Source organism: Nisaea nitritireducens, from assembly GCF_014904795.1.
Classification (GTDB): Bacteria; Pseudomonadota; Alphaproteobacteria; order Thalassobaculales; family Thalassobaculaceae; genus Nisaea; species Nisaea nitritireducens.
On record NZ_JACZFS010000017.1, the window covers coordinates 155,883 to 180,464 of the forward strand.

The 24,582-nt window shown below is 58.6% G+C and carries 26 protein-coding genes; 1 reads left to right on the forward strand and 25 read right to left on the reverse strand.

Going from position 1 to position 24,582, the window contains the following annotated elements; translation table 11 throughout:
• Positions 1–54 precede the first annotated feature (54 nt).
• On the forward strand, positions 55–1,620 hold the full coding sequence (locus IG629_RS06995) for a S8 family serine peptidase (protein WP_193171240.1): 1,566 nt from the start codon (positions 55–57) through the stop codon (positions 1,618–1,620).
• 104 nt (positions 1,621–1,724) lie between these two features.
• Here the strand turns inward: IG629_RS06995 and IG629_RS07000 are convergent, their stop codons facing one another.
• The 25 genes from IG629_RS07000 to IG629_RS07120 form a co-directional block, all read right to left on the reverse strand.
• The gene (locus tag IG629_RS07000) at positions 1,725–2,063 is read right to left on the reverse strand and encodes a hypothetical protein (protein ID WP_193171241.1); all 339 of its coding nucleotides are present in this window, start codon (positions 2,061–2,063) and stop codon (positions 1,725–1,727) included.
• An 11-nt stretch (positions 2,064–2,074) separates the two neighbouring features.
• Entirely contained in the window at positions 2,075–2,599 is a 525-nt protein-coding gene (locus IG629_RS07005) for a hypothetical protein (protein ID WP_193171242.1), read from the reverse strand.
• Between the two features lie 33 nt (positions 2,600–2,632).
• Positions 2,633–3,199, reverse strand: a complete 567-nt coding sequence (locus tag IG629_RS07010) for a pesticin C-terminus-like muramidase (protein ID WP_193171243.1) — start codon at positions 3,197–3,199, stop codon at positions 2,633–2,635.
• Positions 3,196–3,513 (reverse strand): phage holin family protein, encoded by a 318-nt coding sequence (locus IG629_RS07015; protein ID WP_193171244.1) that lies wholly within the window; start codon positions 3,511–3,513, stop codon positions 3,196–3,198. The genes IG629_RS07010 and IG629_RS07015 overlap by 4 nt, the downstream gene beginning before the upstream one ends.
• 82 nt (positions 3,514–3,595) lie before the next feature.
• Entirely contained in the window at positions 3,596–4,075 is a 480-nt protein-coding gene (locus IG629_RS07020) for a DUF4376 domain-containing protein (RefSeq protein ID WP_193171245.1), read from the reverse strand.
• The gene (locus IG629_RS07025; RefSeq protein ID WP_193171246.1) at positions 4,072–4,704 is read right to left on the reverse strand and encodes a hypothetical protein; all 633 of its coding nucleotides are present in this window, start codon (positions 4,702–4,704) and stop codon (positions 4,072–4,074) included. Before IG629_RS07025 ends, IG629_RS07020 begins: the two co-directional genes overlap by 4 nt.
• A gap of 1 nt (position 4,705) precedes the next feature.
• The gene (locus IG629_RS07030; RefSeq protein ID WP_193171247.1) at positions 4,706–7,195 is read right to left on the reverse strand and encodes a hypothetical protein; all 2,490 of its coding nucleotides are present in this window, start codon (positions 7,193–7,195) and stop codon (positions 4,706–4,708) included.
• Positions 7,192–8,331 (reverse strand): hypothetical protein, encoded by a 1,140-nt coding sequence (locus IG629_RS07035; protein WP_193171248.1) that lies wholly within the window; start codon positions 8,329–8,331, stop codon positions 7,192–7,194. The genes IG629_RS07030 and IG629_RS07035 overlap by 4 nt, the downstream gene beginning before the upstream one ends.
• Complete coding sequence (locus IG629_RS07040; RefSeq protein ID WP_193171249.1) at positions 8,331–9,248, reverse strand: hypothetical protein; 918 nt, start codon at positions 9,246–9,248, stop codon at positions 8,331–8,333. The genes IG629_RS07035 and IG629_RS07040 overlap by 1 nt, the downstream gene beginning before the upstream one ends.
• Positions 9,245–10,843 carry a hypothetical protein gene (locus IG629_RS07045; protein ID WP_193171250.1) on the reverse strand — a complete coding sequence of 533 codons (1,599 nt, stop codon included), beginning with the start codon at positions 10,841–10,843 and terminating at the stop codon, positions 9,245–9,247. Before IG629_RS07045 ends, IG629_RS07040 begins: the two co-directional genes overlap by 4 nt.
• 8 nt (positions 10,844–10,851) lie before the next feature.
• Complete coding sequence (locus IG629_RS07050) at positions 10,852–15,069, reverse strand: coiled-coil domain-containing protein (RefSeq protein WP_193171251.1); 4,218 nt, start codon at positions 15,067–15,069, stop codon at positions 10,852–10,854.
• Positions 15,070–15,124: 55 nt separating this feature from the next.
• Positions 15,125–15,283: a hypothetical protein gene (locus IG629_RS07055; RefSeq protein ID WP_193171252.1), complete on the reverse strand. Its 159-nt coding sequence runs from the start codon at positions 15,281–15,283 to the stop codon at positions 15,125–15,127.
• 107 nt (positions 15,284–15,390) lie between these two features.
• The gene (locus IG629_RS07060) at positions 15,391–15,750 is read right to left on the reverse strand and encodes a hypothetical protein (protein WP_193171253.1); all 360 of its coding nucleotides are present in this window, start codon (positions 15,748–15,750) and stop codon (positions 15,391–15,393) included.
• Positions 15,751–15,844: 94 nt separating this feature from the next.
• Positions 15,845–16,324, reverse strand: a complete 480-nt coding sequence (locus IG629_RS07065; RefSeq protein WP_193171254.1) for a hypothetical protein — start codon at positions 16,322–16,324, stop codon at positions 15,845–15,847.
• 91 nt (positions 16,325–16,415) lie between these two features.
• Entirely contained in the window at positions 16,416–16,664 is a 249-nt protein-coding gene (locus tag IG629_RS07070) for a hypothetical protein (RefSeq protein WP_193171255.1), read from the reverse strand.
• Complete coding sequence (locus IG629_RS07075) at positions 16,646–17,029, reverse strand: DUF3168 domain-containing protein (protein WP_193171256.1); 384 nt, start codon at positions 17,027–17,029, stop codon at positions 16,646–16,648. Before IG629_RS07075 ends, IG629_RS07070 begins: the two co-directional genes overlap by 19 nt.
• 2 nt (positions 17,030–17,031) lie before the next feature.
• Complete coding sequence (locus IG629_RS07080; RefSeq protein ID WP_193171257.1) at positions 17,032–17,523, reverse strand: hypothetical protein; 492 nt, start codon at positions 17,521–17,523, stop codon at positions 17,032–17,034.
• Positions 17,523–17,858 carry a phage head closure protein gene (locus tag IG629_RS07085; RefSeq protein WP_193171258.1) on the reverse strand — a complete coding sequence of 112 codons (336 nt, stop codon included), beginning with the start codon at positions 17,856–17,858 and terminating at the stop codon, positions 17,523–17,525. Before IG629_RS07085 ends, IG629_RS07080 begins: the two co-directional genes overlap by 1 nt.
• 5 nt (positions 17,859–17,863) lie before the next feature.
• Positions 17,864–18,454: a head-tail connector protein gene (locus IG629_RS07090; protein WP_193171259.1), complete on the reverse strand. Its 591-nt coding sequence runs from the start codon at positions 18,452–18,454 to the stop codon at positions 17,864–17,866.
• Positions 18,454–18,780, reverse strand: a complete 327-nt coding sequence (locus tag IG629_RS07095) for a hypothetical protein (protein WP_193171260.1) — start codon at positions 18,778–18,780, stop codon at positions 18,454–18,456. Before IG629_RS07095 ends, IG629_RS07090 begins: the two co-directional genes overlap by 1 nt.
• A gap of 74 nt (positions 18,781–18,854) precedes the next feature.
• On the reverse strand, positions 18,855–19,325 hold the full coding sequence (locus IG629_RS07100; protein ID WP_193171261.1) for a hypothetical protein: 471 nt from the start codon (positions 19,323–19,325) through the stop codon (positions 18,855–18,857).
• Between the two features lie 72 nt (positions 19,326–19,397).
• A complete protein-coding gene (locus tag IG629_RS07105) occupies positions 19,398–20,738 on the reverse strand; it encodes a phage major capsid protein (RefSeq protein ID WP_193171262.1) in 1,341 nt (446 codons plus the stop codon).
• Positions 20,739–20,829: 91 nt separating this feature from the next.
• Entirely contained in the window at positions 20,830–21,510 is a 681-nt protein-coding gene (locus tag IG629_RS07110) for an HK97 family phage prohead protease (RefSeq protein WP_193171263.1), read from the reverse strand.
• Positions 21,494–22,828 (reverse strand): phage portal protein, encoded by a 1,335-nt coding sequence (locus IG629_RS07115; RefSeq protein ID WP_193171264.1) that lies wholly within the window; start codon positions 22,826–22,828, stop codon positions 21,494–21,496. The genes IG629_RS07110 and IG629_RS07115 overlap by 17 nt, the downstream gene beginning before the upstream one ends.
• A gap of 8 nt (positions 22,829–22,836) precedes the next feature.
• Positions 22,837–24,579 (reverse strand): terminase large subunit, encoded by a 1,743-nt coding sequence (locus IG629_RS07120; protein WP_193171265.1) that lies wholly within the window; start codon positions 24,577–24,579, stop codon positions 22,837–22,839.
• Between the last annotated feature and the right edge of the window lie 3 nt (positions 24,580–24,582).

A 24,582-nucleotide genomic window follows, 5' to 3' on the forward strand; every position in this document is an offset into this window, starting at 1 on the left:
ACCATGCAACCAAAAATAGACTTCTTGCGCTCAAAAAAAGGGGGCATCTAGATCGTGCGTTCAAAGTATCTCGATTATGATGGCACCGATCAGACCGTGATCATCATCGACAGCGGATGGGCAAACGGTTACAGCGTTGGCAATCTCGCTTATCAGTGGGACTTTGCAGAGAATGATAGCTCTGCCTGGAATTGGGACAGCAAGACCCATGGCGCAATGGTCGGCTCAGTCGTCCTCGATTACGCTGATGACGTAAACATTATCCACCTCAAGGTCTTCGACGATGGCCCGAGTGGTGGCGCCTCATTCTTAGATGTCGAGCGCGCCCTTCAATGGGCAGTCCAGAATGCAGGTTATTTCAACACTGCGAGCGTAAACATATCGCTCGGAGCCGGACGGTCGTATTTTGAGACGACTACATCTCTCAGCAATGAGATCACAGCGCTCTACAATATGGGCATCATGACAACTGTCGCTGCCGGTAATTCGGGCGGTTACGGTGTCAATGTGATCAGCGCGAGTCCAAATGCGGTAGGCGTCGGGTCGGTCGATGCTTACGGGAACCTGTCTTACTTCAGCCAGACCCACTCCAGTCTCGTTGACCTCTATGCTCTGGGTGAAAATGTTCCAGTTGTAGATGTAAATGGAAATACAGACATCATTAGCGGTACCAGCTTCGCGGCGCCCGTAGTCTCGGCATCTTATGCAGCTCTCCAGGAAGCATCTCTGTCAATCACCAACTCTAATGTTACGATCGACCAGTTCTTGGACATGGCGATTAGCAGCGGTCGCAATGTGAATGGAAGCTCCAACAATTACATCATCAGCACCGATGACCTGATCTCGCACTTTGTCGAAATTCAGGACAGCAAAGGCGACGGGACAGGAGGAACCATTTCTTTCGATGAGTCATACTATCTATCGAACAATCCTGATGTGTTGTTGGCGGTTGCGAGCGGCCTTTTGGAGTCTGCTAAGCAGCATTACGATGTGCATGGCTTCCAAGAGGGACGAGATCCGTCAGCCTCCTTCGATTCGTCCTTCTACTTGGAATCTAATCCTGACGTCCGGGCGGCCGGCGTCCCCCCCCTGGATCACTACAATTCGTTTGGCCGTTTTGAGGGGCGCCTTCCGACGGCAGATGCGTCAAGCGACCAGGGCGACGATGGCGACGAAACGCCGGTTATTCCTCCTACCGATCCTCAGAGTCCCTGGGCTGAGAGCGCTCCGACAGTCTTTGCTCGAATCTATAGCCCAAACGGCGGCTCTTATGACTTCCGGGCCGGAGGTTGGTCGAATGACGTGATAGTCGGGACCAGCCAAAACGAGTATTTCGACATTAATTACGGCTTTGATACCCTAACTGGAGGAGGTGGATCTGACGTGTTCGCCTTCAACAGCGTTACAGACAACGATACGATTACCGATTTTGATCCGCGTAATGATTTTCTGGATCTCGGGTACTGGGCCACGACCACATCGACCACAATCCACGAAACCGGAACCGGCAGCTCGGTCATTCAGATAATCGACACCAGGAGCACAATCACCTTAACGGGCGTCACCGTTGACGAGTGGAGCTTGATAAGAGACGCAGACCACGGGGTCATTTTTGGGTAATATTGGTTTGTATAAGGTCAGTCAGTTCGATTGACGGCTCCGGAATTATTCGGGCGCCGCCGTCACCGCCTTCGCGATGACAGACAGCGGAGCGAATATATTGCTCACCGGCCGGTATCAGTGGAGCCGGAGACGGTCTCCGGAGGAAAGGGCGCCAACACCTTATCGGCTACCCGCTGCGCTCCTTCAGCGGTTGCCGCGCTTTCGGGCATGAGCACCGCCAGCTCCACAATCTCGTCATTCAGCTTGCGCGCGATATCGGTTGCGGAATCCGGCACAATGAAGCCAACAGTAGGCGCCAGAATAATGACAACCTCCAGGACAGCATCATAATCCACCGGATATCCTGCGATATTCAGTGCAGCGGCTACCGCAAAAGCGACAAGCCCAGACAGACCGGCGGCCCAGACCCTGCGCCCCGGAATCCATTTCTTCCACTTCATGGGAATGCTCCTCAGTTTTTCATGGTGTTGTCAAAGCGAGCCAGCGTCATCGCGAGCGCTGAATCGTATGCGGTCACGTCGGCATCCACCGCCGCCACCAGGTCCGCCAGATCGGTAAGACCGGCCCGGGCGCCCTCCACCGTCTTCAGCGCATCGAAGGCGGTGCGGATCTTCGCGAGCGTCGAGAGGTCACCCGGCGGAACGTTGTCCTCGGTGAAGCGGTAAACCTCGTCCAGGAGCGCCACCGCGGCCGCGGAAACGCTTGTCTCGAAATAGCCGTCAATCACGGCCGCCGCGACTGAGTCCGAGGCATCGCGTAGGCGCTGGCACGCGGCCACGGCGCCGGCGGCGCCCTCTTTCTTGAGAGTGGCGCAGGTAAGTTCGGCGGCGCCCACCAGGCGCACAGCACGGGCCTTGTTGCTTTTGGCTGCGATCATCTGGTCGGCGGCCAGATCAAGCGGGGCCGGGACAGAGGCGCAGGCGGCCAGAAGCCCTACCACCAGGCAAAGCACAGGCATTTTCGCCAGTCGTTTCATGGCAAATCTCCAATTCAGGTTTTCGGAAAGAGGTCAGCCGGCGGCGAGGCCGGCCTTCAGGTAACCGGCCTCGATGTTCCTACGCGACGGGTAGCTGTCTCCGAAGTGCTCCAACTCCTGGACCAATCCGGGCCAATCCCGCCGGCAGGCAAGCCGCCAGAATTTCGGCGCGCCGCCTTTGCCGGCGGGAAGGTAGAGATTCGGGCCGTACTGGTAGGCGACGGACGCAATGACCGTCTGGGCGGCAGGTGGCAGATCGAAGAATGAGCCGCCGGCATCGCGCTCATAGAGTGAGGCCAACGTTTCGGTGATCGACCCGCGCGCCGCGATCGACAGGAACCGCGCGTCTTCTTTGGTCACTTTGAGCGGCGCAAGCTCCAGTGCGGCGGCGGCCATCTCTTTCTTGAGGCCCAGATAAGGCCGCAACTGGTCGACCAGGCCCGCGCTGCAGCCCCACCGTTCCAGTTCCGCCTCGTCGCGCTGCCCCAGGTCCACGCCACAACCGACCGTGACACCGGATTGCGACTTTTCGGACACCGGCACATAGCCGACCAACTCGAGACCGCCCTCGCGGGCTTCAATGAAAGCGTGATCGATCATTGCCGCGCCCTCTTTTCGAGAAACCGCTCGAGGTATGCCTCGATCCCGCGCGGCCCGAGGTAGGCTACCGCCGTCGAAACCGCCAACGTCCCCCGGATACCAAGGTCAAGGAATTCGGCCATGCCGGCCGCGATAATTCCCATACCGACCGCAAGCGGGAGTTCCCAGGCCAGCGACCAGGACCAGAACCGGCGATCACCGCGGCGGCATATCCCGGCCCGATACATCACCCGGCCAACGAAAGAGGCGCCGAAGATCGAGCCCCACGGCCATACTGAAGAAACCCACGCGGCAAGCTGGTCGCGCCAATCCATAAACTATCCCCCCCTCAAAAGAAAAACCGCCCAAAGGGCGGCGGAAATACGGAACATCGCGGGTTTCCTGAATTGGCGGACTCTAACTCAGCCAGCCCACCGTGATGTCGATGGCATCCAGCTCGACGTCGTCTGTCGCGGCGCGGCAGGCGGACTTGAGCGCGTGCGCGGCCCGGATCAACGCCATCTTGTACGCTTTGGCGGCCCTGAACATGATGCGGACTTCGTCGTCCGTGAACACGATGTTCTGGTTGTCCGCTGCCCGCCAGTACCCGTCGTGGGCATCGACGGCGCCGCCCAGAAAGTCGGCCTCAATGGCCAGCATGTTCGCTTGGGCGGCATCGTCTATGTCATAGACATATTCCGGGTTAGCCGGATCCGGATCGACATGCGGGATGGCATAGGAGAAGCCCGCCGCAATGCGCTTTTTAAACTCGGCGTCGATCTTGTCGCAGAGATCTTCTTTGCGCTTCGGGAAGTTGGCCAGGTATTCCGCCGCGCGGGTCGCGGTTTCTTCCGCTGACAGACTGACGGGTACGCCGGTAACGAGCTTGAGGGTCATACCAACACCGTTCCTGCGTCGTTGACGCCATAGATCCGGATTACGCTGCCGCTGGAAAACTCACCAGCGCCGAGGAAAAACTTGAAACCGGAAACTGTCGCCGGAAAATCTCCGGCCCCATGGAATCCGCCGTTTCCGAACGAGAACGGATAACTGGCTTGACCGAACTGCCGGACTTCACTTGTGTATGGATGCTTGCCCCCATAGTTGTGGGGCGATACGGGCAGAGTGTTGTTTGGGTGCATTCGGACGCGAAAACCAAAATTGTAATTCGCGTTAAGACTCCCGTGTAGCTGGAATGATGCCGAGTTTGAAGCTGAGCTGCCAGATAGCGCACTAGCGGACAGCGTCGTGTAGGTATAGTGATGGACCGCTTCGCTGTATTCGCCTGCGTCCGCGAAATATCTCATATAGAGAGCGTTCGTTGTCGTGTGGCTGTGGATCCCCTCGAACTCGGCTTCGTAAAACTCAAAATCTGGGTATTTCTGGAAGATTTCCGGCCATTCGAGTGACGCCGTATTCGCCTCCAGGGTTGCTTCCGAAAGTAGAAATCGAGCTTTAGCGGCGGCGACGTCTGCGAGTGTCGCTGGTCCGTTCCCCTCTCCAGGCTTGTCAATGGTTTTAAGCATTTTAAACCCTCTCAAGATGGTTGATAGCAGCGACGAGCTGGTTCTTGTGACCCGCCTTCATCTTGAGGCTTTCGCCTTGCGGGAGCGTCAATCGACACGGCAGCTCATCCGTCTCTCTCATGACAAATTCCCGCTCCCGGACGAGGGGAAAATCCACGGTGCCGCCCTCGCAGGTCATGTAAAGATCGACGGTTGTATCTGTGGCACCCCACACCTCTTTCAGCCATGAGGCGTCGTCGGCGCGGAGCGTAAATGTCGTGCGCGTGCCATAGGCGTTCGCATCCGGATTATCGGTTGTCGCGAAAGCGGCGATGTCCGTGGCGCTGACGATGACCGAATAATCGTGCATCAAGTACGCATCGTAGCGGTATGCGCCGTCATTGGTCGCCACCATGGCAATGACCGCGGCTGTGTCGCTGCACCAAGCCTTGCAGCGATCCATGTTGTCGCGGGACCAGTTGCCTTTCTCGTCGGCAGCGTCAGTACCGTTTGAGACGATGATGAGGTCATGGTGAACGCCGATGAACTGGTGCGGGCCCCACTGACTGAAGGCGCCCAACATTGCATGGCCGGGAAGGGTCGGCGTAGTTGACAGCACGGTGTCCCCACCCTGCGAACCATCGGCATTCACAGAGTCTTTGATCAGTCGGATTCGTTCTGTCACATACGGCAGGCTTGCATAGATATTGCGCTCTGCGTCGCAGCCGATCCAGTAACACTCACCCCTAAGCGCCGACCCGCTCACGGCGCCGCCGCCGACGTCCTGGGACCATTTTACAGCACTGCCAACCTCCAGTACGCCGTAGCGCGGATAATAGCCGGATGAATAGTACCACCCCACATAGGCGTAATGCATGCCGCTGACCGGTGCGAGCCCCTTGATGCGAAGCCCGCTACTCATGGATATACTGTCGGTCGTGACATCGGTCGGCGTTGACCCGTTGAAACCGACTGTTCTCAGTCCATCCATCACCTTGAAAGTCTGCCCGCTATAAGCGGTATAGCCGGAGACGCTGCCGGTTACAGCGGCGACCGTATTGCCGCTGTTGCCCTGGCAAATTGATTCATACGTACTGCCGAGATATTGCAGCCCAACAGGGTCGCCGTCGGCATTGAAGAATTTCAGGTAATATCCGCCGTCAATCGTCACCCAGAGGTTCAGCTTGTCGTGCCAGAACGCCGCATTCGGGCGCGTCCCGAAAAACCCCGGCGCGTTAACTGAATTGGCGACGATTGGCAGCGTCGTGATTTGGTCCCCGACATTCCGGACCGGGTAAGTATAAGTTCCCGTGCCCCGGCAAAAGTGATGGACCTGTTTCGCGGTGCCAAACAGCCATCGCCGGGTCATTCCGGAATCCGACGGCATAGAAAGTGTGATCGCGCCGGACGTGTTATCGATAGAAAACGTCACATACGCATAGCCGGACGAGTTTGAACTGACGAGCGCGAACGTATTGCGGTCGACCTGCATCTTACTGGCATTGCTGATGTAGTTCGAAGTTGTGCCGATCGTCGCCGAATTTGTGTCGGTGAGTGTATTGTCTCGAAAGACAACCACCGCATACGGCAATTGAGTTTCCGCGCCCGTGCAGCGCCCGATGACAACACCATAGGCATCGTCGGCACGCACCTTGCGCATGATAGTCTGCTCACTGTCACCGCCGGAGCCGGCCGTCACCAACTGCGTGCCGGTCTGGGTAGCCGTATTTGTGCCGGTATCGAATGAGAAAGCAGAAACGCGCTTATTCGTCGCGTCTCCATACCCCATCAGGACGAACTCAACCGTGTCGTTCCGAGCGCGGACGAGGTCGCTAAAACTGCCGTTGCCCGGGAATGTCACGGTTGCCGTCGTTGCGTCGGCAGACATGGTGATCCCACCGCTGTCCGGAACCGCGAGCTGCGCGAGCTTCCACTCGCTATCGTAATAGAGCGCCAGCGCGTTATCGTCATCGATCCTTGCGATCGAGGCCAACGTGATACTCGTCACGGCCCCGGCGTTTTTGCCAATCGGAGAGATCGACAAGTCCGGGTTGATGCGGAATGAGACGAAGTTGTTGTGCTCCGTATCCTTCGTGACGAACTTGTCGTCTGTCAGGAACGCGAAGCGCTGAGAGTATGTCTGCTCCGAGTGCCGATAGAGGAGATACGGCGGGCCAGAGCGGTTCCGGCCCTTTGCCGCGTCCCACTGACAGACCTGCATGTAAACGCAGTAGCCGTCTCGCGAGTCCGGCTCGCCGAAGATCGTCAGGCTGCGCTCATCATTGATGTAATAAGTCTGCGCGACGTCCGAGCTGTCACCATAGATCAAACTCGTCCCCAAGGGCAGATGAGCCCCTGTTCCGGGGCTATCATCGACGCGCGAGGGGTCGCCAACGTGGCTGACCAAGACATTCTGGATGGCGCTTCCGCTCGGAGACGTTGCCGTGTAAATCGTTTCGAGCGCATCGGGGGAAATGTCGGCCTTGTATGTTGATGAATGTACGAGCGTCATCGGATCGCCTCCATAAGAAACTGGTCTTCTTCGTGCTGTGCGAGCGTCTCGCGGGCGTTCGCCGCTGAAATTCTTCGTGTCCCTCCGGCACTGGCGGAGTGCACAACGAGCCAATCCGCGTTGGCCAGTTCGGTTATTTCCGCCTGCTCAGTGAGGTTGCCGATGTTGCCGGCCGGACCGGTGCCGCCGTTATTGCCGCTCCGGCTGTATGACAGGTAGAACTCCTCATCGGCGGCGAGTACGCCGGCGCCGGACAAAGGGACGACCGCCAGCGTCATGAAGCCGTCGCCCGCTGTGACGCCCGTCAGGTAATAGCGGCGCGATGTCGAAGGAGTGGCCTTGCTCCGCAGAACAACGGTCGCCTTTGGCGAGTGCGTGATGGCATCGAGTGCGACGATCTCCGCAGAAATATCGACGCCAAGCGCGTCCAGATCGGACACATAGATCTCTGTCGCAAGCGACAGGTCGGCGTGGTTCGCGGCTCCCGAACCCGCGCCCGGATCGCCGCCGCCGTTCTCGGCGCTCCAGGCGAAAGACAGCGACGTGCCCGGGTCGCCCCGATCGCCAGTGCGGGTGAAACCAAGCGTCAGATCATCCGCGGCCACGAACGGCAGGGTGGTGCCGGACGCCGAGGGGTTCCGGATGCTGATCGTGAAGTAGCCGTCATTCTCTGTGACCGCGATGACATCGGCGCGGAACCAATTCGAAAAGTCGATCATGTTGACCAGCGAAATGCGGCCCTTCACGGTCGACGTAGAACCATTGAAGAGAGCAATGGTTCCGGAGAAGTCTTTGCCATCCACGCCGAGACGATCAACATAGAGTTCCGTGATTTCCGCGACGATGGCACTGTTCGCGCGGACGGCGCCGGGCCCGGGATCTTCGTCGGCCGTGTCGTCCGAAAACACAACGCGCCAAGAGTTTCCGTCGCCGCTGACCGCCGACGCAAAGGCAAGCGCCTTGTCCGCTTCATCGCGGGCCATGAGAAAGTAGGACGCAGTCACCGCATTTGCCGGGGAGACCTGCAGTTCACCCACCAGCACAGTTTCTTGTGACCAGCGAAAACCATTTGTGCCGGCTACATCTTTGGGCCAGTCCGGGTGCGAGTAATATTTGGTGTCGACAGGCATAGCCATCAGTCAAGAACCTCCTCGAATTCAACTGGCACTTTCGTCATACCGAAGTCGGTGAACTCCACTTCACCCAATATGTTCATTCGGAAAAATCCGGCACGACGCTGCTTATGAACCGTCTCGAACGGACTGAATCCGAAGAAAAACGGGATATCGATTCCAAGCTCACGCATCATCTCGTATAGATTGATGAATGCCTCGTCCTCTTCCATGTAAAGCATGAAAGACCAGGTCCGCAGGCGCGGCCCATTTTTGCTGTAAGCAATGCCGGCATCGTTCTTTGAGACACGTGACAGATCTACGAGCCCCGTCTTGGCGCCGTACAGCATATTGATTTTTGGCTGAAAGCCGGGCGAAACAGACAAAAAGGGCACCTGGAGATGCGCCAGATCCGAGGCCGATGCATCGATCTCGAACAGTATATGCCGCCCGAGAACCTCTTCATTGATCCAGTGCCACCAAGGCTGTTTCCAGCCATACTTGGCAGCCGCTTCCGGCGTGATCTTACCGGTCATGAATGACGGGTGGGTGGATCGAAGCTCCGACCGGTTGTAGATCACCGGATGCTGTTCAACGAGGCCTGAATCGTAGATCACATCAGAAGACTCACTCGCCTCTTCAAACACCCGCGCACGAACGGTGAGATCAAGATATCCCGAGATCACGTTGGCACTGGTCCACCCCCGGATCCATGGGATAGAGAGCACCTTCATATTTCGATGCTCCCCAAGATCAACCCAGAACCTGGTCGCGGCGTTCGTCACATTTGCGGATATGGCTGGCTTCGAAAGGCGCGGATTGAGAATGTTATCCAGCGGCTGCTGCGATATCCAATCACCACCGGAGACCGAGACCGTCGCGAAATTAGTGTCCGGCAACAAGTAGTTCGGCCACGCCATGAAGCAGTTTTCCAGCGTCATATCTTGCCCCGGAACTCAAGTTTTGCTGTTTTTCTGCGGTGATCCTCTTCAGCGCCCTTTAGAACCAGATTCACACCATCTTCGAGACCCTCACCCGGATAAGTGACGCAGAGCACGTCATTCGGACCCGCCAGCCGCGTCACACCGTCTTTGGTTACGGTCGGATAATGATCAATGTGCAGATCAATCTGCAGCGTGGCTGTGCCGGGGCTGATAAGGTCCTGCCAGCGGGCCGCTTCGGCCAGCGCTGCGGCCCTGCTATCGAGATAGGTCTCAACAATTAGTTCGGGGGCGCTCGGGTTTCTGGTCAATCGGCTTTCATCGGACACCGAAACGCTGCGCAACTCATTGAGTAAAAATGCTAACTTGTCGTCGTCTTCCTCAATCGAGTCGGCAATGACCGAAGTGTCCAGAACGGTATAGTTTCGCTTGTATTGAACGCCCACGCGCCGTGGCGGTAGCTTGAGATTGGCATCAACGTCGTCAAAAATTTTGATCGGCGTTTTCGTCGCCAGAGCCTCGGGGATTGTCAGTTCACCGTCAGCGATGCCTGTCGGCTCTTTTATGCGGCCCACACGGAAGATACCGTCCCGTCCCGGAAGGAAGTAAATGCCGCCACTCTTAGCAATCGGGATAATTACATCCCCGACAGTGGCCTCTTTCGTGCCTATCCAGATCCCGCATATGTGCGGGAATTCGCCGTCGAGTGCCGTAAAACTGTCATCGTCTAGATCTGACTCGGTGAGTTCACCAGGACCAAGCGCCACCCGCTTGATGATCTGAGCCGCTGTTCGGTCCGCATCTGTCGCGCCCTCGGCGACATCAACGGTCACATTTTTGACGGCTGATCCTGTTCTGAAATAAGCCCCGTCACTGACCTCGCCATCATATGAATCCACCTCTTCGCCCGCGACAGTGGCGTCCTGAAGCGCGACTAGGCTTGCATGGCTCGTTCCCGGCGTGATCACCGCCCCTTGGGTAGAGACATCAAATATTTCGAAGGTTTGCGGCCCGGCATTGGCAGTCGCCACCTGACGCGTGTATTTCGATCTGTTCACATCGATCGCAGTGACACCCCGACAAAGACCGTAGCAGACTGGCTTCTTCTTGCCCTCGAGATCCTCTGGCCCGCCTTCGACACCGTCCGGCAGTATATTCGAGCCATCATATTCTTGTTTTGTGAGCGGCCGTTTCAGGACTTCGGACAGCCGATCACGGATGATGAGCCGTATGAGACCCGGCGGCCTCTCGCGGCGCTCCATTGTCCAATTAAGTACAAGCTGCCAATCGTCGGGATAGGTAGCGTTGCGGTCCTCTGATCGGTAGAGAACGAAACGCCGCCCATCGACGGCATCAAACAGGCCAGTTAGCCCACCGTCCGCATTATTCAGTTCGGCTATGCCGCCACTAGCCCTCGACGGGCCGAGTAATGAGCCCGGGCCATACAGGCTCCACGAGAAATTGCCCGGATTGATTATCCGGCCCTCGAACGTTGTGAACGCCGGCGTGTCAAACGGTCCAGTCGTATCGGCATGCGTGGAGTAATACCGGCGGACTACAGCCCCAAGAGCATCAGACCACGCGTCCACTTCCATTCGGTAAATCATCCGACCGCCCGCTCTGCATGTGCTGCGAGGATCTCCTGCGCGTCCGAACCTTTCTCGACGGCCACCGCGATTGCTCGCTGGCCGGCGGCATTGCGCTGAATAAGTTGCTCGACAAGTAAAGCCAGGTTGTTGAGCCCCGCCTCCATCACCTTCAGGCCGGTGACAATCTCGGACTTGCTTCGGTAGTCCTCCGACTGTTTCGGGTCGAGCACGCGCATTTGCCCGGCTGCCGGCGCCTGAACCAGAATTTCGTCCGGAAGCGCGCGGAACATTTCACCGGGGTAAGGATACCCGCCGGTGTGGAAGGTCCGACCTTCTTCCTTGCCGTGTCGTTCCCAATGCTGCCACGCGGCGCCATAATTATTCGCCCCAAATGCCGCCAAAAGATCGGGATATCGTTCGATATACGCCGCTGCGCGCGAGACGAGGTTCGGGGCAGTGTCAGTAACGCCAGACGGCAACGTCACCACATTGCCAGATACAGAGCCGCCACCAGTCGATGCGGCTACCGCCGCACCGCCCGCAGAGGCACCTGCCGCGGCGGCGGCGCCTCCACCGGGGACAGTACCGCCGAGGTTCTCAATAATGGCCGCCAGGTGTTCAAGGTGCGTGTTCGCCTGCTGCAGCTCTGAGAGCTGGCGATCCGCTACGGAGAAATTGTCATTAGCGATCTGCCGCAGCGCGTCCTGGCTGTAATTGAAATCGCCCCAGTAACCGCCGGCTTTTCCATAATAGGCGATACTCGCTTCCAGAAACGCGGCGTCGGCAGCTTCGATGCGCTGTAGCGCATCCCGCGTTTCCGGATCGTCCGTGCCGTCCGTCGCCAGCCCCAACAGCCTGTCAAACTCTGCTCGTGCAGCGTCGAGGCGGGCGCGCGGATCGAGCGGCGAAAAGCGTTCATCAGTCAGGCGGCTATCGGCAATGGCCAAAAAGCGCCGGGAAACATCATCCGTCGCGTCTGTATTGGCCTCAAGGGCCTCAATCTGATCAAGCGTGGCACGATATTGGGCCTCGTAAAGCGCCGCTGCAGGCAGGTTTACGCCAGCCTGCGCGAAAACATCTGCGACAAGCCCATGATCGACACCATCCACACCAGACAGCGCGTTCGACACCTGCAGGCTAAACAGCCGGTCAATCTTGTCCGTTCCGATGCCGGCGGCTGCAGCGGACTTGGAGTTGAAATCATACGCGGCAACAATGTCTTCCAGCGTGTTCAGGTAGCCCTGCCCACTCAGGCTCCGGATCTGACGCTCAAGGTCATTTTCGACGGCACGGACGGCTTCGGTAGTGAGTTCTGCGAAATGATCAACTACGGGCTCAAGGGCCAGCCCCAAGCGCTCGGCCTGCGTGCTCGCCGCCTCGGCCTGATCCGCAATGCCCTGAAACGTCTGCTCAACAGCAGTCAGGGGATCTTCGATCCCGGCGACGATTTGTCCATAGAAAACGCTGAAGTCGATATCGGCTGCGAGCTGCTCGGCATTGTCTGTAGCGGAATTCCGGATACCGGTTGAAACCGCGTCCATAAACTCTTGCGACACGCCTTCCAGCGTGCCTTCATCGATCGCCTTCAGGATGCCCTGGCGGATCGACAACGCCACCGCGAGGCCACTGTCTTCCAGGTTCGTGAAGTCCGCGCCGGTTGCGAAGTCGCCGGCCCCTCCGGCGAAGAAGCCGTGCCCCAACGCATCGGACCGGCCCGAGGCGTAACCAATTGTTGCAATGCGGTTCAGGTCACCGGTCAGCGTTCCACCGGAACTGGTGAGGAAGCCCTGCAGGCCGGCGACTACGGCCTGCGTAAGCTGTGCAGCGCCCTGCTCGTCGCCATCATCGAGACTATCGGTCGTAAATGACAATCCGCCGCCGGACAGGTTCACGTCGCCTTTGGCGAATGGGTAATCCTTGTCTTCGAAAAGAGACCCTAGAGCCGACGCAGCGAACGCGCCGAGGATCGCGCCGATGGGACCGCCAGCCGCGCCCCCGATAAACGCAGACCCGGCCGCGCCACCAAGGAACGACCCGGCGGCGCCAAGGCCAGTATCAAGAATGGCGTTCCCGGAGCCAAGACCGAGGAACTGACCGAGAAGCGAGCCGATGATGCCATAAGGAGCAGCGCCCAGACCGCCCGTGAATGCGTTCCCCAAGCCAGTCGGCACCAGATCCCCTACACCGATATCGAAAGCAGACAGCCCGATAGCCTCGCCAAACGATGACGTGACGATGCTGTTGCCAATTCCACCGAGGCCAAACGAGGGAAGCTGAAATCCACTGGCGCCGCTAGAGCCACCGAAAACGGTAGTGAGCGTCGGGAGGTTTGTCCCGAAAACAGCGTTTTTGGCCGGATTAAGCGCCGAAAGGGCTATCCCGCTCTGGACCATCTCGGACACAACGGCCTTCCAAACGCTGCCCATGTCCAACGCCGCAATTTCGCCCTTTGCAAACGCCTCTGTAATCGCGTTACCGATACCGTCAAAGGAGTTGCTCAGCGTGTCGGATAGGTACACTGAGGAAGCGCGCATTTGATCCATGCGATCTTCAGCGTCAACGGTGCGCTCCGCCAGATCGCGGATCTCTTCAGCGGAAAGGTTCGTGTTCTTCGCCAGTAGTTCGTGCTCTTTGGCTAGAACCCGCGCGGCCTCCGATCCGGAGGTGTACGCTGCCGCCATCTCCAGGGTGTTGGCGATGTCGCGTTCGGCGCCATCTCTCACCTCTGCGGTATGATCAAGCAGCTTCTCATAAGCCGCGAATTCCTTGTCGATAGCCTTGGTTTTGGCCTCGATTGCGGCCGCATGCTCTTTGTCAGAGTTGGTTAGGTTTTCTGTTAAGTCCGCCGCTGCTTTCTCGACATTGACCAGAATCTTAGCCGTCAGAAGATAGTCATCAGCGGTTTTCTTCTTGAGTTGTCCAGAATTTATGGCGTCTTCGTTGGCGTCGTTGTAGGCCTCAGCCTGCCGCTCCGCGATGCCTTCCGCCTTGGCCAACATATCGAACGCAGCCGCCCCCTCTAGTCCGCCGGAGCGGAGCGCTTCAAGGCGATCGGTCGCGGCAGCCAGTTGCGCTGCAAGATTGGAAGAGTATCCAGTTACCTCCTCAAACCCTGGGTCTTCGAAGCGGAGAGTGCTTAGTGTATTGAGTTGAGCCTGCATCGACTCGGATCTGTCGATAGCCGCGTCGATTTGTTTTGTGACCTCTTCTATGTCCGCCTTTGTCTGCTTGTATGCGCCCTCATCAATCGTGGAGCTGGGGCCCCGTTCACCCCGCCGGGTCGCTTCAAACTCGCCACGCCTCTTCTGAAGATCATCCAGTTGCTCATTGAGATCTCGGAGGTTCTTAGATTCAATATCCAGAGTGGTTTCGAGCGTTCGCTGATATTGCGACTTCAGGCGATCGGGAACCCCGCCGAGATCATCATCGAAATCCTGACCAAGCGAGGTGGCCTTCTGTACCTCCACTCGATAGTCGGCAAGCGTTTTCGCTAGATCCTGAATAGCGCGATCCGCTTTTTTGGCCTCCTCCGAGGTTCGCCCAAACGCGAGGTATATCCCGCCCAAAATCGCAGCTGCCGCTCCGGCAACGGCTCCCACCGGCCCAAAGAAGCCGAGCAGCTGGCTGGCCTGTTGCGTGAATGCGACAACAGCACTCTGACCGCTCGCCACCTGCACCGCGAAATCGCCAATTTGGTATCCGGCCTGCTGCGCAACCGCCCCGTATTGCTGATATGCTTTTGAGCCCTTGGCGATCGCTGCGCTCGATATCCTGCTCGCCGCCCTCACGGCATTCATGTTGCGGATTTGGTCCGCAAACTGTGCCTTGGTTCTCGCCAATGCCGCGCCGTACTCGCCCTGGTTAAGCGCTCCGACCTTCAGAGCGCGGCTCAGCTCATCTAATTGCGCCTTATACTGCTGTTGCGCCGCGAAAAGCGGATTGTGCTTGGCTCGGAGCCGATCCATTTCGGCGCCGTAGGCCGCAATGTTCTGGGCTTGCCGTTGGGTGTTGGCCGCATGCTCGTTTCCGATCTTGTTTGCTCGATCGATGTTCTGCTGGAGAGATGAAAACGCGCGGCCCGTCTTGGCCAACTCGCGCTCTATCTGATCCACAGCCCGCTCCGTCGTGCGACTGAAACCAGAAACAGATTCGTCAGCGCGCTTTAACTCGCGGCGGAGATTTTCCGTCGATGCGTCGATCTGGATCAGCAGGTCTTCGAGCGATTGAGCCACACGGATACCTCAAATGAAAAAGCCCCGACCGGAAATGGTCAGGGCTTCATGGTTCTTAGCCACCGAGCACGGCCCGGAGACGGTTCGCGACGTTGTCGCGATTTTCCTTGGATAGACACTGCGGATCGAACTGCGGGGGCGGCTTATCTTTGCCGCCCTTGCTTTTCGACCCTAGAGGATTGGTCTTGATGATGAAGTCGCACTTGCCGTCCATGGCCAACTCGATGCGACACCAAGGCGTTCGCATCGCATCCCGGTCAGACCATCCGAGCCACCCCGTCGCGAACTTGTAGAGCCTTTCGGCGTATTCATCGAGCGTGACTAATGAACCTGCTTTTTCTCGTTTCCCGCTTTCGACGGTGACTTATCAGCAGGGGTCCGCGCTTTACCGGCATTCATCAGCAGAAGGCAGAAACGGACAGCATCCGCGCAAATCTGCTCCAGTTGCCCGGATTCAAAAATCTTATCCGGCAGATCTTTAGCCGCCGCACTGTCGAGTTCAGCACCAGCCGCAATAACATTACTCACTGCCAGAACATCCATGCCCTGCAGCCGCCGCAGCGCCCCAAGCGGACCTTCAAGTGTCTGACTGATGCCGATCAGCGCTCCGGTGCACGGAGTCAGCTCGAACTTCTCTTGGCCAATATCAATAATCACGATTTCCGGTTTCAGTCCGGTCATGTCAGGTCTCCAATTGTCAGGATGCCAGGGAGCGAAATGGAAAGCGGGCGACCGACCACCCTGACAAACGCCCGGCCGCCCATCCCGGCCAGGATCAGTCGCCCGTCGCCGCCGGAACCTTGAGGATTTCTGAATTGATAGCGACGACACAGCGGGCGGTAACGGCACTGTCCACATCGGACACACTCGTCCGAAAGGTCGTGACCAGGCCGCGGAAATAGTACGTCGTCGGAGTCGGTGCCGCCCCGGCTGTAGGCGCATCGTTCAGCGTGATTTTGAAGTTGTAGTTGTCGTCCGTATCCAGCGCCGCCAGCGCTGCAGTCTGACCTGCATCGTCTGGGTCCAGATAAAGCTCCAGCTCAAGCGTGCCGTTGTCATATGACCCTTTGATCTTCCGAACCCGGCGCTGCTTCAGCGCTTTGGTCTCGATAATCTGATACTCCTTGCCGAAATCGCCGATATTGGTGATTTCACCCATCTCCGCGAAGGTATCAGCCTCGAAACCGGCCTGATTGTCCGCCGCGAGCGTCGTGCCGATCTCGAATCCACTTCCCGCTGCCGTTTGTTGGGCCATCGGGTCTCTCCTTTATTGATATGGCCTTGCCCAAGGGCCTCCCGGGGCGCCGGCGCGATGCCGGAAATGAAAAGGACCGCTTATGCGGCCCTTATTCTTCGTCGGTTCCATTATCCGGTTCAGGATCCTTGAGGGTCGGCTCCCGTTTTCCGCCAGGCCTAGCCCGCCGCGCCGCAGGCACCGGCGTTTCCGCATCGCTTGCATCTTTCGCATGCCCGCGAGCGATCAGTGTTTTCGCAACCTCGGCCGGAGCCTGGAACCCCCCGCCGAGAGGAATCGCCTTGCCGCCGCACCTAAGCCCGGCAACAAGGGCCGTCAGTTTCAGTGTTCCGCTATGCATCGGATTGTCACCTGTCCTTGATATGTCCGGCCGTCCGGTTCCGAGACGGCGTTTTTACGAGTCACGCGGCAACTGACCGCCCGGCCCGTCGCCAATTGCGGCCGTGTTGCGTGAACCGCCGCGTCGATCTGACCTACCAGGTCAAGAACCTCGAACTGCCCCGCCGCACTCGACCAGACCGACAGGTAGAGGAAATACTCGTCCCGTCGCGTGCGGTGACTGTCAGCGTCTGACGCATCAAGCCTGTTCATCACCACGTAGGGCAGCGCAGCGCCTTCCGGGACCGCGTCATAGACATCACAGGCCAGCCCGGCCTTCAGCAGCCCATAGACCGCGTCCCAGACCGCCAGAGAAGGTTCTGCCATCGTCAGCCCTTTGTGATGCTCGCCAGCGCCGCGTCGATTGCGTCACGAACCAATGCAATTCCGAATGATCGGTTCATGTCCCAGGCCGGCGCCATGAACGGATAGGCCGGATGCGGCGCAATTCCCTTGCTCGGGGAGCCCTTTGTTCCAAACTCAATCCACGCGCCCTTGTGCGCCTGAAACAACAGATCCTGATTTGCTCCGGAGAGGTTCAGTTGCTTGCCTCGTGCCCGCGCACGCCCGACGCGCCGTTCAGCTTTCACCCCCTTCGCGCCTGGCCCCACAAGAGCGGACAACCCGTCACGCGAAAAGTTCGGCTCAATCGACGCAGCCAGGTCTCCATAGTTCTTGCGGACGATCGAAGCCGCATCGACCGCCGTTGCCGTCGCCACCGCGACCACCGCAGGCTTCACATATTTCTCTATCTCGTCGGGCATGCGCCTCAACTTGCGGCGGAGCTTGGTGACATTGCGCAGCCCGCTCCGGCGGGACATCAGTCCAACTCCCCGCGCTCTGCATCGATCGTCATGAACTGCTCCGTCCGGGCCGTCAGGCCGATGAATCGAATGTTGTAAATCTCGTCGTTCCAGCGTATCCGCATGTCTGCCGTCAAATCGGTGCGGCGGCGGACCGTGAAACGGTAAAGCGCCCGATCCTGAACCTGGTCCGCTTCGAAGCGCTCCTGGCCCGATGCCGGATGCACCTTGGCGGCGAGCCGACCCCATTCAGTCCATGACTCCGTGTAACCCGGCCCCGTGGCACGCGGCGTTTGCGCCTTCTGCTCAATGATAATCCGGGACGTCAGGTCTCCGGCCGCGATCCGCTGCATGGGCCCTATCCGACGCGAAAACTTGCGAGCAATGCACCAACACCGAGCGGAAGTTCATTGACCGGCTGGCCAACCGTCGCTTCGCGCTTCGAATACCACTCACCGACCATCAACTTAATCGCCTGCTTGATTGGCGCGGGAATATCCGCTGCGTCGCCATACCCGCATGTGAAAACAACCGTGACCGCCTGCAGGGTGCTCAATACTGAAGGCCATGACGCGCCATATGCCGGAACAACTTCCGCCGGCATCTCTCCATTCTCAATCACCCTGTAGTCAACCGGCGGCAACGTCTGTTCCGCGCCGGCCGTGTCGATATATCTGATCTCATCCACGCTTTGCAGCGGCGGCAGGGGAATTTCAATACAGGGCCCGAACCGATCGAGGCGCAGTTCCCATTTCTGGGTCAGCAGAGCACGGTTCAGGATCCCGCTGGCACCGTCCAGATATCCAACCGCCGAGTCCTGGAGTGCCGCAATGTCATTGGCGTCGTCCGGCGCAGTCGCCCCGCCGATCAGGTCCACGCGCAAATGCGCATAGAGGTCAGTCGCAGCAACGACATCACCCGACGGCTCTTCTGTCCGGACGAGAGCCATTATTTACCGGCCTTGCGCTGGGTCGGTTTACGGGCGGCCGGCTTGGAAGCACCCTCGTTCTGGGCTGCATCATCGTCGCCGGATTTCTCGGCTTCGCTGACTTTGGCGGCATCACCTTCACCACCTTCGGCGCCCTCGTTTGTGGCCGCACCATCGTCATCAGCCGCTTTCTGATCGGGCTTGTCCTGATCAGGCTTGTTCGCTTCAGCGCCGGCTGACTCGACCAGAACCGCATAACCCTTGTCGCAGATGGATTTGGCTTTTGCAGGAGAAAACCCCGCCGTCTCACCGGCCATGTAAGGCGTCATGGACCGGACGAATTTCACAAGAACGTTTTCCATGGAATAACAGGCGGGGCATATGCCCCGCCTCCTCTCTCAACTGTCAGGATCAGGAAAGCTCAGACCGGTGAAGAAGACACCGGGTTATCGGTCGCGCCCGCCAGGACATAGACCGCGGCAAGATCAGCCGTGTCCGTGTTGGCCGCCGACAGATCCGGAATGACCTGAACTCGGACGAACGGCCCACAGCCGCTCAGATCGTAGTCCAGCTCGAGCACGCCGGTTTCGGTCGAACCGCCGCCGCCGCCTGTTGCTTGCACCGCCGACGCCAGAGCCTCGCCGTAATCCGTTGCACCGGTTCCGGCGGCATCCGCAGCGCTCTGCACGTTCGCGGCCAGGGAAAGTGTATCCGCATCGCCCAACGTCGCCGTGTAGGGCACCAGCACTTTCAGGCTGTTGTAACCACGGCGGTCGATGAAAGCACCGTTCGCCTCGACATTGTCACCAGCACCGCCGGCAACGACCGCAAGCCCGGCAAGGCCGAAACGGCCAGCAATGAGCGCGCCCGCATTGTTCATGCTTGCATGCATTTCTGTTCTCCATATTCAGAAGATTTGAGGGGGAGCAACGGACCCGGTCGGTCCGTTGCGCAAGGGCAAGCCCTAGTAAGTGACGCCAGTCAGCACCGAAAAGGCCGTGGGGCGCTCAAGCTTGATGTCGCCCTCCATCTCCATGTGGATCATCATTTCGTTCCGCTGATTCAGCGAATGATGATTACCGCCGGACTGGTATGAGCCCTCAGTCGACAGCCGCACTTCCGCATCGCTGCCATTGGCGATGATCGCCGACGGGCCATTGCCGAACATGATTTCGGTTTCCGCGCCGCCGCCCAGGTTGGTCGGAATCTGGTTGGTCCGCTGGATCGGGTATCCGAGCAGCGTGTTCTTCGCGTCGATGCTCGGATAAATCTTGTTTCCGTTTGCATCCCGAAGGTCCGCCAGAAAACCGCGCGTGCGCGGGGCCATGACCCAGTGCCCATCCGTAATCATGATGTTCGCGACTTCGAGCATCGTGACCAGACTGCGAAGGTCGGCTTCGATTTCAGCCGGGGTTGCCCCCGTCATAACCTTGACGTGCGCTTCGATGATCTGGCGCCGAATACCGAGCGGGACATGCTCCGTTCCAGCACCACGCAGGAAACCGGCATCCTCGTTGACGGCTGTCTTTTCACGGAGACGCCGTACCACATATCCCTCAAGATTGCGGACCGCCGACTGACTGGAGTTCGCCGCGTTCAGGAGTTTCCGAGAAATGACCGCTTCGATCGGCAGGCGCTTCGGATCCAGACGGATATCGCCGAATTTGAACTGACCCGGCTCGACAGCATCATTCTCTCCGGTCCAACCGCCGTTCGGGGAATCCACCTCAGTCGGAAGGATAAGCGTGCCCGGTACGTTCAGAACCTGCGGGTTCATCCGGCGGACGACTGTCATATTCTCGAGGCCCGAAATGATCGTGCCCGCAAAATCCGGCATGACCACAGCGCCGCCGGTACTGTAGTCGGTCAGCTGCTGTCCCGCCTTCACCACAGCGGCGGCGGTTTCGCCATAACTGCGCTCGAGCCAGGCTTCCGGATCAAACCCGGCCCCGTGATGCTTCACCATCATGTCGGAAAGAAGTCGGCGGACCGGCGCGGCCTTGATTGCTTCGTTGTCGGCATCCGTCCGGATCTGCACGGGCGCCTTCGCAACGGTGCCTTCCGGAACTGCGCGAACGACGGCAGTTTCGGCGGATTTCCGCTCTGCGTCTTCCATCCGGGCGATTTTGCCTTTCAAGTCATCGACGGCTTTCTTTTGCTCATCGAAAGCTTCATTCGCGGCAACATGGTCTTCGTCCTTATCGGATTCGGCTTCAGCGGCCGCTTTAACCAGCGTCTCACCGAGACCCTTCAGTTTTTCTTCCGCATCAGCCAGAGCCTGGCGGAGTTCAAGAATGGTCGGCATTGGAAATCTCCTTTCAACGCCATTAAAAAAAGCCGCCTGAAAAGGCGGCTTGGTTGCCCTCCGCCATCCGGAGGGGACTCGATTGTCAGGATCAGAGAGCGGACTTCACCTTCGCCGCGGCCCGGCGCATGCGGGCTTGTGTCGCGGCCTTGATCGCAGCCGCGTCCGGCACCTGCTCATCCGCATCGGATTCGTCGTTCTCCGGCTCCGCCGGGGGGGCGGGCACTGGGGCAACCGGCGCCGTTTCCCGTTTTTCCGTCATCAGTGCGATATTCTTGAGCGCCAACGCCAACTGATCGACCGACGACAACTGGCCGCGCTCCACAATCAGCGCTTCGGAGTTGGCGGGAACAGAAACAACGCTGAATTCGATCATCTCGGATTTGTTGTAACGCTTGCCGCGCCAGGGTTCCTTGTCATCCATGTTCGACCATTCGAGCGGAATGATGCCGATCGAAACCGCGTTCAGAATTTCCGCCTTGATCAGCCCGTAGACCTCGTCGCTTTTGGGGGACACCCCTTCGTCCGGGAACTGCACCGTGGCCTCGATCGTGTCCCCCTTGATGCGGATATCAGTACAGCGCGCAATCGGTTCGGCGCGGCGATGCTGATTCAGGACAATCGGGTTCAGCCGGTAGGCCGCCAGATCGATACCTTTGACCTCGATGATATCGCCGTCACGATCCAGCGAAGACGTGGAGACCACAACCCGCACCTGCCGCTCACCAACGGCCTTGGCTATACCGCCAACATATTCACGACTGATCGACATTTTCCGCACCTTCCTCCGCGTTCCCCGCGGGCTCGTCGTCATCGTTTACAACCGGATCCTTGCCGCCTGCAGGCGTCGTCATGACGTGATTGCCTTCTGCATCAACAAAGGCCGTATTGAGCGGCCGGGCATAGACGTCGCCGCCTGGCGTCGGGTTGCGGCCCTCCTCGAGACGCCACTCATTCGGCGTCATCGAACCGCCCATGACCTGCATCCGATTACCTTCCTGTCGCGCCTTGAAATTGGCCCGCAGCAAACGGCTCACCTCAAATTCTACAAAGTGATCTTCTGGAAGATCGAAGGCTCGGCTGTATTCAGCCTCGAACGCCTCCAGAACCGGCATTAGACTCTGGTCATAGTAGGACCGCGTTGATTCCGAGGCGTTGTTGTTCGTCATCCGGTCCAGCATGCCAATCATGCTCAATGGAACACGGAACGCCCGGGCTATTTCCTCAATGCTGAACTTCCGTTGTTCCAGGAACTGCGCGTCGACACTGCTCATGCCAACAGCTTTCCACTCCATGCCCTCCTCGAGCACTGGCGTCTTGCCTGCGTTCTCCAGGCCCGACTGACGTTCCGCCCATGATTTCTCAAGGCGCCGCGCCGCTGGGTCGGATAGCTGTTTAGGATGCACCAGGACTCCAGACGGAGACGCACCGTTCGCCATCATGTAGCCGCTCAATTTCTCCCCGGCGATTGCGTTGCCAATGGTGGCGCGCATTTGGGCCAGCGGCGACAGCCCTACCATCCCGTCGAAGGTCAAGCCCTTGACGTGCATGACGTCATAGGCCGGAACCATCATCGGCTTGCTTCCGAGCATCGCCGTTTCCAGCGTGCCCGACCGCGCTATCGAATAGAACAAGCTCCCATCCGTTGCCTCGTAGAGCGTGACCGATCCGGGATGGACCGGCCAAAGTCCGGTCGGGCGGCCATATTGGTCCCGCAAAATCACCGAAATAGCATTGCCGCGAAACCCAAGCGCCGCTGCCTGGGCCATGTTGAATGACTGCATCGTCATATGCTGGTTCGGGCGCTTCAGTATCCCATACAGCGGATGATCCGTTGCAGGATCCCGGCCCCCGTCCTTCCGCCGGCGCCACAAATTCAACGGCAGTTTGCCGACATCTTCAGCGATCACCCGTACACAGGCATAGACCGCAGACACACACATAGCCGTGCTGTCTGTTACCCGCTCGCCCGATGGCGTTCTCCTGCCGCCCACCAATTCGAGGAATGGTTCTGTGGGGTTCTGGAGCGTTCCCAGACTGGATTTCTCGACCGGCCGAAACAGCGATCGCAGACGATCTGCAACAGACATCCGAACTCCTATATCGACCTAATTCCGCGATCCTCATAGACAGACACGCTGTCCTCGATTTCGCCCTGTATGACCGGAGCAATGGCATTCACAATCGCATCAATGCCGTCGATCTTATTTGGCGACATAGGCGACTCTTTCTTCGGAATGATCGAACCATTCACGTGGCGCGTGACCACTGCGTTTGATGCCATCCAGGTCATAATCGGGTTGCCGTCATGGATCAGACGGGACTTCGGTATTCTGGCCTTTACCCGCCGCTCCAGATCCTTTGCCGGATCCGTCACATTCGGCGCTGACTTGTGCAGGATCGACGCAATCGGGTTGTCAGGCGATGCCATCTCCCGGTTCAGACGAGACGCCATGGCCTGCGCCGCGGCGAACTGGTCAAACGTCACGTGCCGAACCGAAAAGGTTTCGATCCACTCCACGATTTGCTGCTCGATAACGTCATGGTCGACCCAGTCACCTGGCGTCAGGTTCAGGAAACCCTGATCACGCCACGCCCGATAAGGCGCGATCCCGGTCCCCTGCGAATTTTCGGCATCTTCCAGAACCGCTTCCGGCAGATAAAACACCGGCTTGATAAGCAGGCAGTCATCGGGCGTGATCGCGGAAAGAAGGATCGCCGTTATGTCATCCTTGTCGGCAAGGTCGCCGCCAATGAAACACTCGAGCCCTTCGAAGTCAGACCAGTCCAGATCCGTATCCGCGCATTTCTTCCAGGCGGTCATGTTCAACCAGGCCGATGCGGCGTTCAGCCACATGTTCAGCCGCTTGGTCTTGAACTCCCCTTCCGATGCCGGCGACGCCATAGCGTCCCGGGCGTAGTCGCGCATGGTCGAGAGTTTAGGCGTCACCCCGATCATGGGGTTCGCCTTGATCCACTTCGTCTCGTCGTAAGGATCATCGCCCTCATCGAGGGTGAAGATGATCCCGAAATAATGGTCCGCCTCGAGGATGCCCTCGAGCACTTTGGTCACATACTGGCGTTGCTCGTAACAGACACCCGCCGTGTTGTAGCCAGCCGTCGTAATGATCCAGAGCAGCGGTTGTTCCCGCGCTCCGAAAGCCGACTTGATAACATCGAAAAGCCCGCGATCCTTGTGTGCGTGCAGCTCGTCCAGGATTCCGACATGCGGGTTCCAGCCATCCTGCGTCGAACTCTTCGAGTTGATCGGCTGCACAATGCCGTCATTCGCACCGCAACTGATCGAATTGGCCCAGGCCTTGACCGCAAAGTGTTCCTGCAGCGCCGGCGTCCGCTCCACCATCTTCTTGGCCGGGCCGAAAACCTTCTTGGCCTGCGCGCCCGTGGTCGCCCCGATGATGATTTCCGGGCCGGGCTCGTCCTCACAGCACAGGCAGTACAGCGCAACGCCTGCAGTCAGCGTCGATTTGGCTCCCTTCCTCGCCATCTCGATATAGACACTCTTGAAGCGCCGCAGCCCGGTCTTCTTCTCCCGCCAGCCAAACACAACGCACAGGATGAAAACCTGTGCTGGCTCAAGCTGGATCGTTGCCGTCTCCCAGACACCCTGAATGTGCGGCAACTTTTCGATGAAATCGCAGACATCGACCGCGTGCCATTCATCGAACTCATACGGCCAGCGCTTTTTTTTCAGATCGTCCAGGTGTCGCTTCGCAGCCTGCCGAACGAATTTGCAGTGCTTCTTGCCGCTGCGATCGCGCGCCGCTTCATGCGCGAATGCGTTTGCAATCGCGACATAGTCCCGCTTCTCGTCAGCCATCAA